The organism is Gordonia sp. CNJ-863, assembly GCF_001942325.1.
GTDB lineage: Bacteria > Actinomycetota > Actinomycetes > Mycobacteriales > Mycobacteriaceae > Gordonia > Gordonia alkanivorans.
On sequence record NZ_MKKG01000026.1, the window covers coordinates 1 to 12,839 of the forward strand.

Consider the following 12,839-nt stretch of genomic DNA (forward strand, 5'->3'; position numbering starts at 1 on the left):
GAACGTCGCAATCGACAGATCGCGATCGAGGGCCTATTCGCGCCCACCGCAGCATTCCAAGGAACCCTGCTCACCTCATCGTTTCCCGTGCCGAATGATCCGTATGTGGCGATCAGGATCTACCAAGCGACACCGGACTGGATACCGGTCGCCCGCAGAATGCGTACTCCTTGAACCGGGCGCTCATCGAGCAGGGTCGGCTCCAGCAGCGGGCACAGGTCAATCTCAGCCCGGGACAGACTCACACCATCGCCGATGGCACCGTGGTGCGCTTTGACGGGTATGAACGCTTCGTGTCCATGCAGGTATCACACGGGCCGGCACAGAACTGGGTTCTGTTGTCGGCGACCGTGATGCTGGCTGGGTTACTTGTATCTCTACTTGTCCGGCGTCGCCGAATCTGGGTGCGGCTAGTGCCCGTCGGAGTCGACGGCCAACGACGCACCGCAGTAACAATCGCAGGTCTGGCCCGCACCGATCAGGCCGGGTGGGGCGAAGACTTCGACCAGCAGGCGCGGCGATGGCTGACCCAGCCAGGGCCGAAAAAACGCCGACCACGGCGCACATCAGCCATGAGATCTCACATCCGTACAGATCTCATCTCATGAACCGCCCCCGCTGCAGGACGCGGCACCGAACCAACTGTCACGTCACAATCCATCCCGATCGCATTCACGCCACACGGAGGCCCATAGACCATGCGCAGAAACACTTCTCACGGCGCCACCACCACGCCGGCCTCTTCGGCCAGATCTCTCATCGCCATCGCGCTGCTGTACAACATCGCGCGCCTAGCGCTCGCTGCGGTGCTATGTGGACTGATCCTATTGGTCGCCTACCTGATTGACGTGGACGTCCCGTTCTTCGTAGCCGTCGTGCTCGCCGTGATTCTCAGTAGTCCAGTCTCGATGATCGTCCTCAAACCCCTACGAAGTCGTATCAATCACCGGGCCGAGGCAATGGACTCCCGCCGAGCGGCCAAAAAGGGACTCGCCAGACCGGACGCGACATGAGTTGGTACCAGACCAGAAAACATAATCAGCCAAGCCCGACTGTCCTGCCGAACATGCAGTGCAGTCTGCCGGATCGGTGAAACCAACGCAGATCACCCTCGATGAACCACAACCACCCGCACGCCGTTCCTCTCAATCGATCGGGGGTAGGCGCCCAACTGTGTGGCCGCCGAACCGACTACTGCGCCCGAGGAATTGGGCGTACCCAGTCCCGCCTCTAGCTCGCGACACCTGTGCGGGACCACTCGTCGTCACACCTCCCGCGCCGATACGGCGGGTCATCCAACGACGTAGACCCCCCGGGTTCTCAGCCACTGTGCAGGATCGAGTTTGGGTCCGTCTTGCTGCCAGACCTCGTAGTGCAGGTGCGGGCCGGTGGAGTAGCCGCGGTTTCCTACCGTTGCGATCTGCTCGCCGGCCAAGACTCGCTGCCCGACGCTCACCAGTGTCTCGTTGATGTGCCCGTACACGCCGATCGTGCCGTCGTCTTGCAGCACTCGTATCCACAGCCCGAAGCCATCAGCCGGACCGGATTCGATGATCTGCCCGTCGCTGGTCGAGACCACCGGTGTGCCAATCGAGTTGGCGATATCGAGGCCATAATGCGTGGTACCCCATCGCGCTCCGTAACTTGAGGTCACGGTGCCGTAGGTCGGTGCCGCCGACCGCGGCCGTTGTGGCACCGGGGGTTCAGACGGCCGCGCGCGATCTGGCTGTGCCAGTTCTCGCATAACCGAGGTCAGCTCATCGCGTGACGATGCCCGTGCCGACGTGCGGCTTCGCTGTTCGGCCACCGATCCGACGGTTACAGATCGTGGGGCTGCTGCGGACTGGACGTCGACGGGCACGCCAGCCTGAGTCAGGGGAGTGACCGTCAGGTCGTGTCGATCGGCGAGCGCAGTGGCCGCAGTCCCGCCGGCAGCGCATAGAACCACCGCGGCCAGGAGTGATCCACCCAACCCGGCCGCAGCCGCCGACCGAGTTGAGGTGCCCGAGACCTCCTCGCCGTCAAGCACCTCGAGAAAGCCTGACTGAGCTTGCTCGCTGGACTGAGGTTCAACGACACACAACGCCCGCTCCCACGGTGCGGTAGGCGCTGCCGAAGGATGCCTGCCGAGGTCGAGCGGGCGCTGTGAGCGACGCGGCCCGAAAACTCGATGGCCAGGCCCGGCTTGGCGGGGCAAGGCAGTACGCGAGCGCGCAGTGTATGGACGGCCACTGCGTGGTGGGTATGACGGCGACGCCTCGGGCGCCGTCGTCGATCGCGCACGCGGCGAGTAGGAGGGCACTGGGGCGCCCGAGAAGATGGGCCGCCGCGTGAACCCGGCCGACACCTCGGGTGGGACAGGCATTCGGTGTCGCCCGGCCGCATGCACGATGCGTGAATGCTCGAGCCCCGGGAGTCCGGGGGTGAGGCTCGCCGATGCGTCGCGCCGGAACGCAGGGATGCCAGCGGAGGGTGGGCTGGGATCAGCTTTGCGATGCCGTGCCAAGGGGAGTCCTTCAGTCCAAAGCGTCAGTCCGGATGGAAACAGTTCGATATCGAACGAGCCACAGCCAGGTTACTACTATCCAGGTTAGTTTCTCCGCGTTGGCCCCAGGATCACCCCGTACGCGCTGCGCAGCTCCGGTGGTGCGCCCGGTTGACCAGCAATATCGTCGTGGCCGACGACGGGTTGGCGTCATGCGTGCACGAGTTCTCGCCTGGGCTGCTGCGTCGGCAACGAAGCCGTCCGGCTCTCGTAACGGTCACCATAGATCGAACCGACTGGTGGCTTGGCTGACAGCCCCTGTCGCCGACAGCCTCCACTCGACGATCACCCGCCAGAGAGCGTGACGGTGATCGTGGCATGATCGGCCGCATGCGTGGACTGCTACGAGCACTCGGGTGGGGTGCGGTCCTCGCCGCTGCTGCCGGTGTTGCTGCCCACTATTCTGGCCTGGTCAGCAATTTCGCTTCCCGGGTAGCGGCGTTCACGCCGGTGCTGATCATCGTCGGTGTCCTCGGTCTGATGCTGCTGCTCGCCGCGCGCGCCTGGCTTTCCGCGGCGGGAGCTGTGCTCGTCATCGCCGTAGGCGTGACGGCGCAGGCCCCACTGTATCGGGGGGTCGACGAACAGGTCTCGGACTCGGACCTTACCGTGATGCAGGCCAATATCTATCTCGGGCAAGCTGATCCGGACGCGCTAGTGTCGCGGGTGCGCGACTCAGGCGTTGACGTCCTCACGATAGTCGAGCTGACGCCTGAGGCGGTGGGAGCCCTCGAGCGCGCCGGGTTGCGCCAAGCCTTGCCGTTCGCGTTTCTCCGTCCCCGAGACGGTGGAGGTGGAGCTGGCATCTATGCGCGGGCCCCGCTGACCGACGGGCAACTCCTGCGGGGATTCGAACTGTCGAACCTTCGCGCGCGACTGCTGCTTCCGAACCGCTCGCCCATCTCGATCTATGCACTGCACCCGTTGCCGCCGTATCCCGAACCGTCGTGGCGCTGGGATGCCGAGCTCCGCGAGTTGCGCTCGATCCTCTTCGCCGACACAGATCCACTGATCATCGGCGCCGATGCGAACTCGACCTACGACCACCGCTCCTTCCGGCAGCTACTGTCTGGACCCTCGAATTCGCCCCAACTGACCGACGCCGCCGAGCATCTCGGATCGGGCGTCGTCGCGACCTATCCTGCCGGCCGGCCCTACCCGTCGCTGCTTGCGCTCGACCGGGTGCTGACACGCAATGGCCCGACACCGACATCGTTCCGGCGGATCGATCTGCCGGGCTCCGACCATCACGGGGTGCTCGCGCGCATCCGGCTCAGCGAAGGATGACGTCCCCGAGTAATCTCGAACCATCGGAACACCTCGGTTCGTGACCGACAGCCTTATGTCATCAACTCGATCGAGCCTGGCAAGCTATCTCCCCCAACGATTTCCATATGCCACCACTGGCTACTTAATGATTCAGCCGGGCGGCGCCGGTGAGGGTGGAGGTGGGTTGCGGTCGCCGGGTTGGGGTATCGGGAAGGTCATCGACGGGCTCGGTGGGTCCGGTGGTGCGAGCCGGTTTTGGGGGTTGGCTCGCAACGCGGCCTCAGCCGCGGCTAGGGGCGCTGAGGCTCTGTCGCGGGCTTGTTGTTCGGTCACCGGTTTGCGGCCGTCGACAGGGATGAGGGTGTACCACTTCTCGGACTCGAGGTAGCGGGTGGCGAACAGGTACCACTGGCCGACCTTGAGGGGTGTGTCGCCGTCGACGGAAATGTAGACACCGTCCTTGCTCCGCCTTGCTGGTTGACTACTACGCTCTCGGGGACTTCGCCCTTGATCGCTGTTTTGGTGAGCACGCTGTACTGAGTTTCGGGGAGCGGCCCGAGTGCCTTGGTGCCAGCAGCTGATTCGACACGGCCGGTGAAGACGTGTGTGGAGATCGCCACCAGATTACGTAAGTCAGAGGTGTCAGTGAATGAGTCCGCATGGGCGGTTGAGGTGGCCGTGGCCGATTCGAGGGGTGGGATGCCCTCATCGACGGTTTGTTCGCCGCACGCGGTCAGGGTGGCAGCGGCGAAGATGCCGGCGATGCCGAGCGTGAGGGCCGCCGGTCGTGTTGCTCGGTGGTGGGTCATCAGAGTCCCCACTTGTTGCGGTACAGGCCGCGGGTGAGGCCGGTGGGTGTGTAGGACGTTCCGCGGGCCCCGTCATTATCTGCCATCAGGTCGTTGGAGCAGGTGTGGAACAGCCCCAGTTCGTGCCCGACCTCAGTCCAAGTTATGTCACTTTCTAGCAAAAGTGCCTGTCCCCCAGCTGGTTTTAAAGTGCCGATAATAGTAATTATGTCAAGTAGTCGGTAGCGAGTTGCATCATCCGCGAACTCGAGGTCATGCTCCGATTCGTCCAGTCACTCCTCGTCGACCCCGGCGACCCTCCTCGTTCGCCAGAGGAACTACGCGCATTCCTGCATCGTTGGGTTGGAACGCCCATTGAGGCGAAGATCCCGACGTCCTAGTCGGCTCGCCGATGGCCCGATCAAAGACATTGCCGCAGAGGGGGCTTCACCTCTCTGGACCCAACGCGCCGAAAACACTGTGCTCGCAGTCGTGGCCGACTCCGGCACAGCACCCACGCCACATCAAGCGACGGCCGACGCCGTGATCGCAGCGTCTCTGGCCAACGTTGCTGTCGCTCAGGCGACTCTGGCCGCGGCGCGGGCAGCCGGGATACCGACGCCCACGCCCAACCGACGAGCCTTGAGCCGAATCGCCGCACTCAGGTTCACCGACTCCCTCCCAGGGCTGGGCCGCGACGTCATTGCCGAAATACGTCACATAGTCGCCGGGCAACCGCGTTCGATACTGCTGCGTATCGCCATCACCCTGGCTCTGAGCGCGGCGCTGGTGGTGAGTTACCACACCCTGGGATGGAGACGGTACGACGACGCCGCATCACTGACCCTGTATGTGTTCTCGGTGATCGTCGGAAGCGTGGTGTGCACCAACGCTCTGTGCTTCGAAGCCGGCCGAGTACGCCGCCGCCTGACAGGTGGTCAACGCCTTTGGCAATTGCTGATCGTCAAGAATCTCGCAATGGCGGTCCTGGTGACGGCAGCCGGCACGCCGGTGATGGCCGTGCTCTCCCTCACCGCCGGCACCAACCCCATCGCGATGGTCGACCAGTTCATCACGATGGTCTTCATCTGGCTGGGAGTGGGCAACGTACTCTCGGTGGTCTTCCCCCTACGCCAAGAGCCCTTCTCGGCTCGTCTGCGAGACGGCACCTGGGTCCCGTATCTGCTGTCCTACGGGATCGGGCTCACGGTCAACCTCATGATCTACTGGCGGCTCTGGGCCCGCCACAGCGCCGGCGACCACATCACCGGCGGCAACACCACAGCCTTCGTCGTGGTCGTCGCCAGCGCACTGAGCAGCTGGATACTACTGACACTCCTCGCGGTCGCCTGCAGTCACAATCCACGAATACGCCAACTCCTCTCCCAAGAAATGGTCGAATACCAGGCCCAGCGCACGCGACCCTGACACCACGGCCCGTCCCCTATTCCAGACGCGCCGCGATCCGTTCGATGCGCGGCAACGCAAAGGCCATTACCGGCAGATACGCCGCTGCCCAGACCGGCGCGCCGAAGCTGAGAACGCAGCCGCCCGCCATCGGAATCACCTCGTGCCGCGTCGCGTTCACACCTGCCACCCTCCAGGCCCACAACCGTCCATCCACGAACTCGGTGACCTCGAAAGGCAGCGGCACCCCAGCGATAGTCGTGATCGTCCCGCGTGCCCCGGACGCCAACTCGACGTCTCCGTTCACGCGTGCCCCTGTGACAGTGGGCCCCCATCTCGGCCAGGCGTTCACATCGGTGATCGTTGCCCACACCGCTTCGGGGGGCAGGTTCATCCGCAATTCGGTCGTCGGCATGCCCTGGCGGAACGAAGTGCGGACCCGCAGAGCCGACATCAGCGACGCTGGAGTCGCCGGACAACTCATCGTTCGGCCCGACCGAACAGCTCCCGCGCCCAGTCGACGTCTTGCAGCAGCCGTTTCCACCCCCGCGGTGCAGGACTGCCGTGGTCGAAGGTGTTACGCAACATCGAACCATCGTCGCAGAACGTGGTCGGGACGGCACTCGTCGCCACTCCCGGACGTGGCCGTCCATCTGGGTTGCGCGAGTAGGGTGCGCCTGTGAACGAGCGCCCCGGGTTGTCTACGTGAGTGCCGGCCAAACCTGACGACGAACCGATCGCGCCCAGGCGTCGTCACCGCGATCCCGGGAGGACCCGCAAAGGCTACGCGCGTTTCAACGTGCCCCGGATCAGGGAGCCTGTTTCCACCACGCGACGACATACAGCGCGAGCGACGCGACGAGACCACCGAGGACCCAGAGAACCACCGAGTAGTCGACCCATGATCCGAACGGGGGCGAACCGGGGAAGATGTTGCGCAGGGGTAGCACGGCAAACAGCATCACGGCGAACCAGGTCACCATCGGAGGCTGAAACGCCTTGCGGTGGCGGACCGTCTGGATCGAGACGAACAGGGTGCAGATCGGCAGAACGACCAGCATCGCGCACAACGCGAGATCAAAGGCCAGCGATGCGGCCGCCCTGGACGAGGTGACCGGGAACGCCTTTCCGCCGGCGACGGTGTCCCCGGCTTTGATGTCCCAGCCGATCAGCGAGTCGATCAGCACGACCTCTGTCGGCAACGCGGCATCGTTCGGACCGAACGCCTGTACCGTCACCGACTCCGCGACGTATCTGTCGAACGGCCAGAGCCGGATGTCGCCGTCGCTGTACAACGACACCGGCAGAACCCCGGGGCGTGTACCGGCGGGGAACGTCAGCTCGGTGTCGGAGACCGTCGGCGAAACGTCTACGGTCAGATCCTGTTTGAGGTCGCCTCGACCATCGAGCAGATCACCACCGGCATCGATCGAGACGGTGCCGGCCACCTCGAAGTCGGCGCCGTTGACCGTGTTGATATCGAGGTACACCACGACGCCGTTCGCCACTGGTCTACTTGCTTCCGCACCGTCATCGGTTCCACCTTTGGCGTAGACCACCAGGACGGAGACATAGGCGATCATCAGGCCGACCACGATCGCCAGCGCCACAACCCACGAGAATCTTTTACCGGTCTCCGCCATACTCCAGCCTCCACGCTCATCACCCGTTCGGCGGCCGTAAGCAGGCGCCGGCTGCCGGAAAGTCTATGGGTGCACGCCAATACCGTTCCGGGCCGGGTGGAATTCGGAATGCAGAGCACGTCAGCAGCAGCAACCGACTATTCCGGGCAAGATCCCGCGGCGGGCGCAGCGGTTCCGAGGAGGCGTCCCAGTGGCACACTGGTCGGAACGCACTACTTCCGACGAAGCGAGCACGCGTGAGGAGTTCACAATGGTCATCGCAGGTTTGGTACTCGCCGCGGTCGCGGGGCTCCTCCACGTCCTCATCTTCTATCTGGAATCCATCGCCTGGACGAGCGAGCGCGCCCGCGCGACGTTCGGCACCGGGACGGTGGAGGAAGCGACAGTTCAGAAGGAACTCGCTTTCAACCAGGGGTTCTACAACCTGTTCCTCGCGATCGCGGTGTTCGTCGGAATCGTGTTGTACGCCATTGGATCTGACGCCGTCGGGGCGACGCTGGTCTTCACGGGCACCGCGTCGATGGTCGCTGCGGCATTGGTTCTGGCGCTGTCGAGCCCCGACAAGATCGCGGCCGCACTCAAGCAGGGCGTGGTTCCCTCGCTCGCAGTGATCGCGCTCGCCGTCGGCCTGATCGTCTGAACCCGGCGAACTCCTCGCCTACGCAGCCGCCGCTCACTTCAGGCCCGACGGAACGACCTTGCCGTTGACCGTCACGATGACGTCGCCGGTTGCTGTGTTCTCCGAGATGGTGCCGTACTCGAAAGTCACCACTTCGAGGTCACCGTCGGTGGTCACGTCGCTCGTGGGCACACCGAGCGGCCCGGCCGAGCCGTTCTTGCCGGTGAGTAACGGCACGCCGTCCGGGGCACGTTCGGTATTCCATGCATCCCGGATCTTTCCCGAGGTGACGATATACGCGGGTGTCCCGGGGTTGGCGTTCTTCGCGATGATCACGCCGCGTTGGAATTGCTGGTACACGACGCCGCTGTCTCGGGTTCCGGCATTGTGATCCCCGGTCAGCGGTATGCCGATGGCCCGCTTCTGGGCGTCGGTCGCCGCCGCGTATTTGACTGCGAGCGGGCCGACCAGAGTCACCGCGACGTCGTCCACCCCCGTGATCGTCACCGTAGCGGGCGTCCCCGGGGTGCTGGTCTCCGCAACCGTCCGATCGTCGGCGTCTGACGGGGAGACGGAAGCCTCGGCCGATGATGCCTTCGATGACGTGTCGTTCGCGTCGGCACCACCGCAGCCGGCAGCGATCAGCGCGACGACGAACATTCCAGCAGCAAGGTTGGCAAGACGGAGAGCCACACGCGTCATGTTTTCCTCTCGGACATCGACACGTAGCGAATCCGGTACGCGCGAACCAGTATCGTGTCGGAGTCTAGCGGCTCGACGCCCCACGTCGGCAGGTCCTCATCGTAGGCGGACACGATTCGATGCCATGTCACCAGGTGAGACGTTTTCGATGCAATGTCCCAAATCGGTCATGGCAGGTCGCCAGACCTGCTCCAATGGCGATGAGAGCAATGACTCGTCGACGGTGACTGAGAGGTCGGGATGGCGCACTACTACCCAGAACTGGCGGAGCGGGTCGCACGGCAGGCCGACGAGTTGCCCGAGCTGTATGGCGACTTCGACTTCGACACGACCCCGGAACGTTTCACCACCGACCCCGATGTCGAGTCTGCGCTGCCGCGTCGATTGGGCGATCGCAGCAAGTATTTGAACGACCCGCGTCTGATGGAACTGGTCCACACATCGACATTTCTGGCCGACGTGCCCGCCGATCGGGTGGCTGCACTGTCTGCGCAGTATCCGGTCTCCGAACTCGTGAGTCTCGTTCGACGCGTATGCCGCTCGGGCGCGGAGAATGTTCCGGACGCTCCCCCGGAGATCGGCGAACTCATCGCCGTGATGCAGGAGAAGCCCGACTGGATCGACTTCGATCTCATCGACGACGGCGCCGCATACTCCCGTCTGTATGCCGCGCTCGTGTCACCCTTCATGACCCGGGGCGCATTCCTCGCGACCTTCACCAACAGCTATGCGGCGCTGCCGATGACGATCACCGGCGCGCTGTCGGGCACCCGAGCCGCACACCGTGTCAACGAGACCACCGCCTACTTCGCGGTCACGGCGCTACCGGGCGGTCTCAGGCGTTTCGGTCCGGGCTTCGAGGCGACCGTGATGGTGCGCCTGATGCATTCGATGGTCCGGTTCAACGCATTGCAGCGGACCGGCCACGGCAACAGCAGGAAACGAACTTGGGACACCAGGATCTACGGCCTGCCGGTCCCCCAGATCGACCAGTTCCCCGCAGGCATGATCGGCCCTTATCAGAAGGCAGACAAGGCAGTCAGGGCCAACCGTGAACTCCCCTACGACGAGCGGGCGATGGTCGAGTTCCATCGCTACCGCGGGTTCCTGCTCGGACTCCCCGAGGAACTGCTGCCCGGTTCCGCGCAGGAGATCGTCGACCTGTTCAACGCGCGGGCCGCAACCCTGCGCCACGGCTACGACGACGACTGCCGCAAACTCGTCAGCTCCACGATGGACGCCTACCTGCGCCCGTCGGAGAGCCCCTTCGACCGTGTAGCCGACGCCGTCGAAAAGAGCTACAGCAAGCTCGCTTTCGCGGCCGCCTTCTGCGAGGGAAACCTCAGGAAGGCTGCCGACATGGGCGTCGACCTCTCGATCGCCGACCTCGCGCGTGCAGCCGCGACCGCGCCGTGGTTGACCGGCCGGTTCGCCGCGGTCCGCATCGCCGGCAAACTCCCGGTTCTGCAGAATCTCGCCGATCAATACATCACCGAACTCGTCAGGAGGCGCCTCGACGACTACGGAATCCCTGAGTACACAACCGATTCCCGTGAATACGCACACTGACGGACCCGTGCACAGGGCGGCCGGTCAGCGGTGCCGGGGCGACCGATACCGGACGACTTGCAGAGGCTTCATCGCCAGAGCACCGGGGGCACCCCTTCGGCCGTCAGACTTCCGCCGCCGGCGCGCCACAGTCGGCCATCTCGAGAACCGGTACCAACAAAACCGAAGTCAGGCGAGCTTCAGGACTGCCGGTTCCGCACGCGGGAGTTGGTCGGGACATGGCGTCGTGGCGCCGGCCTCCGACGCCGTGTCGAGCGAGTCGCGTCGCCGATTGCCGCCGGGATACTCCATGCGGCGCTGGAAACGATCCATGCCGACAGTGAACACCGTGAGCCCCACTGGGGCGAACAGTCCCACGATGAGTGCGACCATGCGTCGTTCCTCCTGGTGTTCCGATACGTTGACCGGGAGGGAATATAGCCATTCGTTCGTATCGGTAAACATCGCATCGCCGTCGTCGGCGACCGAAGGTCACCACAGCCCGGCGGCGCGGGTCAGCGGGGGTCGATTCGGAACACCCCACAGCGTCCCGCAACGGCGGCGAAAGCGTCCGGGGTGACGTCGGTGACCACGCCGGCATCCTTCATCATCTTCGGTCCGTCACTGCCCGACAGTTCAGGCCAGGCGCGGAGTACCGGCACCGCCTGGTCGGCGGGCAGTTCGACAAGACGGACATCGGTCACGTCCCCGCGAATCGACAGCTGCGCCAGCCCGTCGGCGGCGCGGACGTTGCGAGCCCAGTCGGCCCCGGGGAATCCTTCGAGGAGGTAGCGGCCCCCGTCCACGGCGACGACGGTCAGCGGCGTCCGCCGAGGCTTCCCGCTCTTTCTGCCGGGCACGATCAGGACCGGCAACTCCTTCATCCCACCGAAGCGTTGCAGGAACAGGAACACCTTGTTCATCGGCTTGAGCCAGCGCGGCGGCGTGACAGTTCGCGGTGACGTGGGCATGCTCGCTCCTTCCGGCGCCTTACTCCGTACACCGTACTAGGTTTACGGCGGCGGGTACACCGGCGGTCAGCGCTGCACGTCGATGACGAGTCGCGTCGGGTTGGTCAGCACGTCGACGGTGAAAGGAGCTCCGCGTTCCGACACCCCGATGAAAGACTGTGTGACACCTTCGAATACGAGCGCGCCCCGCACCTCCACCACCGACCCGCCTGGCTGTGCACGAATCGGATCGGGACCGGCATACGGCTCGACCCCGCTGTCGAAGGGGTACGCCGACCCGGTGATCTGGACTTCCAGGATCGCTCCACCCGCGACATCGACCGGGAAGCCGCTTCCGTCCTGGAGCGCCTCGTCGACATAGGCGACGCGCCAACCGGGCCGGCCGCTGCCCCCGAGCTCGTAGACGACCCGATCGAATCCGTCGTGCGAGCCGGTACGGATGTCGGTGACGGTTAGTCGAGCGCCCTCACCTGCGGGCGCGGTCTTCGGACCGGCGCTCTCGCCATCGGTCGGCACATCGGACGCCGTCGAACCGGTCTCGGACGGCGGCGTCGACGTCACCGTCTCGGTCACCGTCGGGGCGACACCGACGTCACTGTCACGCTCACCGTCGGCAGCCGAACAGCCCGCAACGACGAGAGCAGCGGCGACCAGGACCACCGCGGCGCGCACACGCATCATGAGCGCCCACGCTACCCGGGGATCAGGGCCAGAAGATGGTGCCGTTCTGGAAGTCCTGGGCAAAGCGGCTGCCGATGCGGTACTCGCCGCCGAGCGGAACGCCGTAGTACCCCTTCGCGGCCCCCTGCGCGCGCCACTTCTGCAAGATCCCGCCCCAGACGATCTGGGCGCCGCCGTTCTTGGACCAGGTGATCGTGCCGCCCTGGAAGTCGCTGGTCCGCCCATTGCCCGACTTGTACTCGTTGGTCGTGGGGAAGCCCAGCGCGCCGCGCTCGGCGCCGATCTTCTGCCAGCGAGTCCGGATCGCGCCGCCGACCTGATGAGCCGTTCCGGCGTCGACCGTCGGGTGCCAGTAGAACGACACGTCGCGGGAAAAGGTCTGGTACCGGCCACGCTTGGCGGACGCCCGTTCGGGACCGGTCGGTGCGCCCCACTTCCAGAAACCGCCGGTCTTGGAGTAGGCCTCCTCGATCTTCCCGCCGACGACGATCCCGTTGATCACCCGATCGGCCTGGGCGTTCGGAGCGAGAACGACGAGAGACATCGCGGTGGCCAGGATCGCCAGTCCCACCGAGGCAAACCGCGACCGGTTACGGCCGGCGGCGGGGCGGGTGTCACGTGAGGCGCGTCGAATCAGGGACGAGAGACCAGACATGGGCGTGATCA

13 protein-coding genes and 1 pseudogene are annotated in these 12,839 nt (G+C 64.9%); 6 read left to right on the plus strand and 8 right to left on the minus strand.

Annotated elements, in window-relative coordinates:
• A pseudogene (locus BJF87_RS14725) lies at positions 1-608 on the plus strand (cytochrome c biogenesis protein ResB); the annotation flags it as partial.
• 90 nt (positions 609-698) lie between these two features.
• Entirely contained in the window at positions 699-1,013 is a 315-nt protein-coding gene (locus BJF87_RS14730) for a DUF4229 domain-containing protein (RefSeq protein WP_051406004.1), read from the plus strand.
• Positions 1,014-1,291: 278 nt separating this feature from the next.
• Here the strand turns inward: BJF87_RS14730 and BJF87_RS27220 are convergent, their stop codons facing one another.
• Positions 1,292-1,579 carry a M23 family metallopeptidase gene (locus tag BJF87_RS27220; RefSeq protein WP_244216659.1) on the minus strand — a complete coding sequence of 96 codons (288 nt, stop codon included), beginning with the start codon at positions 1,577-1,579 and terminating at the stop codon, positions 1,292-1,294.
• A gap of 1,284 nt (positions 1,580-2,863) precedes the next feature.
• On the opposite strand from BJF87_RS27220, the gene BJF87_RS14740 reads away from it, so the two are divergent.
• Both BJF87_RS14740 and BJF87_RS14750 read left to right on the plus strand, forming a co-directional pair.
• Positions 2,864-3,832 carry an endonuclease/exonuclease/phosphatase family protein gene (locus tag BJF87_RS14740; RefSeq protein WP_035755546.1) on the plus strand — a complete coding sequence of 323 codons (969 nt, stop codon included), beginning with the start codon at positions 2,864-2,866 and terminating at the stop codon, positions 3,830-3,832.
• A gap of 1,313 nt (positions 3,833-5,145) precedes the next feature.
• Positions 5,146-6,030, plus strand: a complete 885-nt coding sequence (locus BJF87_RS14750) for an ABC transporter permease (protein WP_139319508.1) — start codon at positions 5,146-5,148, stop codon at positions 6,028-6,030.
• A gap of 16 nt (positions 6,031-6,046) precedes the next feature.
• Here BJF87_RS14750 and BJF87_RS14755 read toward each other — a convergent pair whose 3' ends face one another.
• On the minus strand, positions 6,047-6,424 hold the full coding sequence (locus BJF87_RS14755; RefSeq protein WP_040003998.1) for an SRPBCC family protein: 378 nt from the start codon (positions 6,422-6,424) through the stop codon (positions 6,047-6,049).
• A 394-nt stretch (positions 6,425-6,818) separates the two neighbouring features.
• Entirely contained in the window at positions 6,819-7,652 is an 834-nt protein-coding gene (locus BJF87_RS14760) for a DUF4436 family protein (protein WP_075863415.1), read from the minus strand.
• Positions 7,653-7,902: 250 nt separating this feature from the next.
• Between BJF87_RS14760 and BJF87_RS14765 the strand changes: the two genes are divergently transcribed.
• Positions 7,903-8,292, plus strand: a complete 390-nt coding sequence (locus BJF87_RS14765) for a DUF1304 domain-containing protein (RefSeq protein ID WP_035752373.1) — start codon at positions 7,903-7,905, stop codon at positions 8,290-8,292.
• A 33-nt stretch (positions 8,293-8,325) separates the two neighbouring features.
• Here BJF87_RS14765 and BJF87_RS14770 read toward each other — a convergent pair whose 3' ends face one another.
• Positions 8,326-8,973: an LGFP repeat-containing protein gene (locus BJF87_RS14770; protein ID WP_035752370.1), complete on the minus strand. Its 648-nt coding sequence runs from the start codon at positions 8,971-8,973 to the stop codon at positions 8,326-8,328.
• Positions 8,974-9,213: 240 nt separating this feature from the next.
• On the opposite strand from BJF87_RS14770, the gene BJF87_RS14775 reads away from it, so the two are divergent.
• Positions 9,214-10,542 (plus strand): oxygenase MpaB family protein, encoded by a 1,329-nt coding sequence (locus BJF87_RS14775; RefSeq protein ID WP_075863416.1) that lies wholly within the window; start codon positions 9,214-9,216, stop codon positions 10,540-10,542.
• Between the two features lie 168 nt (positions 10,543-10,710).
• Here BJF87_RS14775 and BJF87_RS14780 read toward each other — a convergent pair whose 3' ends face one another.
• From BJF87_RS14780 to BJF87_RS14795, 4 genes are all read right to left on the minus strand, one after another.
• Positions 10,711-10,914, minus strand: coding sequence for a hypothetical protein (locus BJF87_RS14780; RefSeq protein WP_230461933.1), 204 nt, complete (start codon positions 10,912-10,914; stop codon positions 10,711-10,713).
• A 122-nt stretch (positions 10,915-11,036) separates the two neighbouring features.
• Positions 11,037-11,492, minus strand: a complete 456-nt coding sequence (locus BJF87_RS14785) for a nitroreductase/quinone reductase family protein (RefSeq protein ID WP_035752364.1) — start codon at positions 11,490-11,492, stop codon at positions 11,037-11,039.
• A 66-nt stretch (positions 11,493-11,558) separates the two neighbouring features.
• Positions 11,559-12,173: a hypothetical protein gene (locus BJF87_RS14790; RefSeq protein ID WP_035752361.1), complete on the minus strand. Its 615-nt coding sequence runs from the start codon at positions 12,171-12,173 to the stop codon at positions 11,559-11,561.
• A gap of 22 nt (positions 12,174-12,195) precedes the next feature.
• The gene (locus tag BJF87_RS14795; RefSeq protein ID WP_075863419.1) at positions 12,196-12,828 is read right to left on the minus strand and encodes an LGFP repeat-containing protein; all 633 of its coding nucleotides are present in this window, start codon (positions 12,826-12,828) and stop codon (positions 12,196-12,198) included.
• Positions 12,829-12,839 lie beyond the last annotated feature (11 nt).

Coding starts and splice junctions, on each gene's coding strand:
- BJF87_RS14785 (WP_035752364.1), bottom strand. CDS start 11,492: ATGCCCACGTCACCGCGAACTGTCACGCCGCCGCGCTGGCTCAAGCCG.
- BJF87_RS14795 (WP_075863419.1), bottom strand. CDS start 12,828: ATGTCTGGTCTCTCGTCCCTGATTCGACGCGCCTCACGTGACACCCGC.
- BJF87_RS14770 (WP_035752370.1), bottom strand. CDS start 8,973: ATGACGCGTGTGGCTCTCCGTCTTGCCAACCTTGCTGCTGGAATGTTC.
- BJF87_RS14780 (WP_230461933.1), bottom strand. CDS start 10,914: ATGGTCGCACTCATCGTGGGACTGTTCGCCCCAGTGGGGCTCACGGTG.
- BJF87_RS14740 (WP_035755546.1), top strand. CDS start 2,864: ATGATCGGCCGCATGCGTGGACTGCTACGAGCACTCGGGTGGGGTGCG.
- BJF87_RS14775 (WP_075863416.1), top strand. CDS start 9,214: ATGGCGCACTACTACCCAGAACTGGCGGAGCGGGTCGCACGGCAGGCC.
- BJF87_RS14730 (WP_051406004.1), top strand. CDS start 699: ATGCGCAGAAACACTTCTCACGGCGCCACCACCACGCCGGCCTCTTCG.
- BJF87_RS14790 (WP_035752361.1), bottom strand. CDS start 12,173: ATGATGCGTGTGCGCGCCGCGGTGGTCCTGGTCGCCGCTGCTCTCGTC.
- BJF87_RS14765 (WP_035752373.1), top strand. CDS start 7,903: ATGGTCATCGCAGGTTTGGTACTCGCCGCGGTCGCGGGGCTCCTCCAC.
- BJF87_RS14755 (WP_040003998.1), bottom strand. CDS start 6,424: ATGCCGACGACCGAATTGCGGATGAACCTGCCCCCCGAAGCGGTGTGG.
- BJF87_RS14760 (WP_075863415.1), bottom strand. CDS start 7,652: ATGGCGGAGACCGGTAAAAGATTCTCGTGGGTTGTGGCGCTGGCGATC.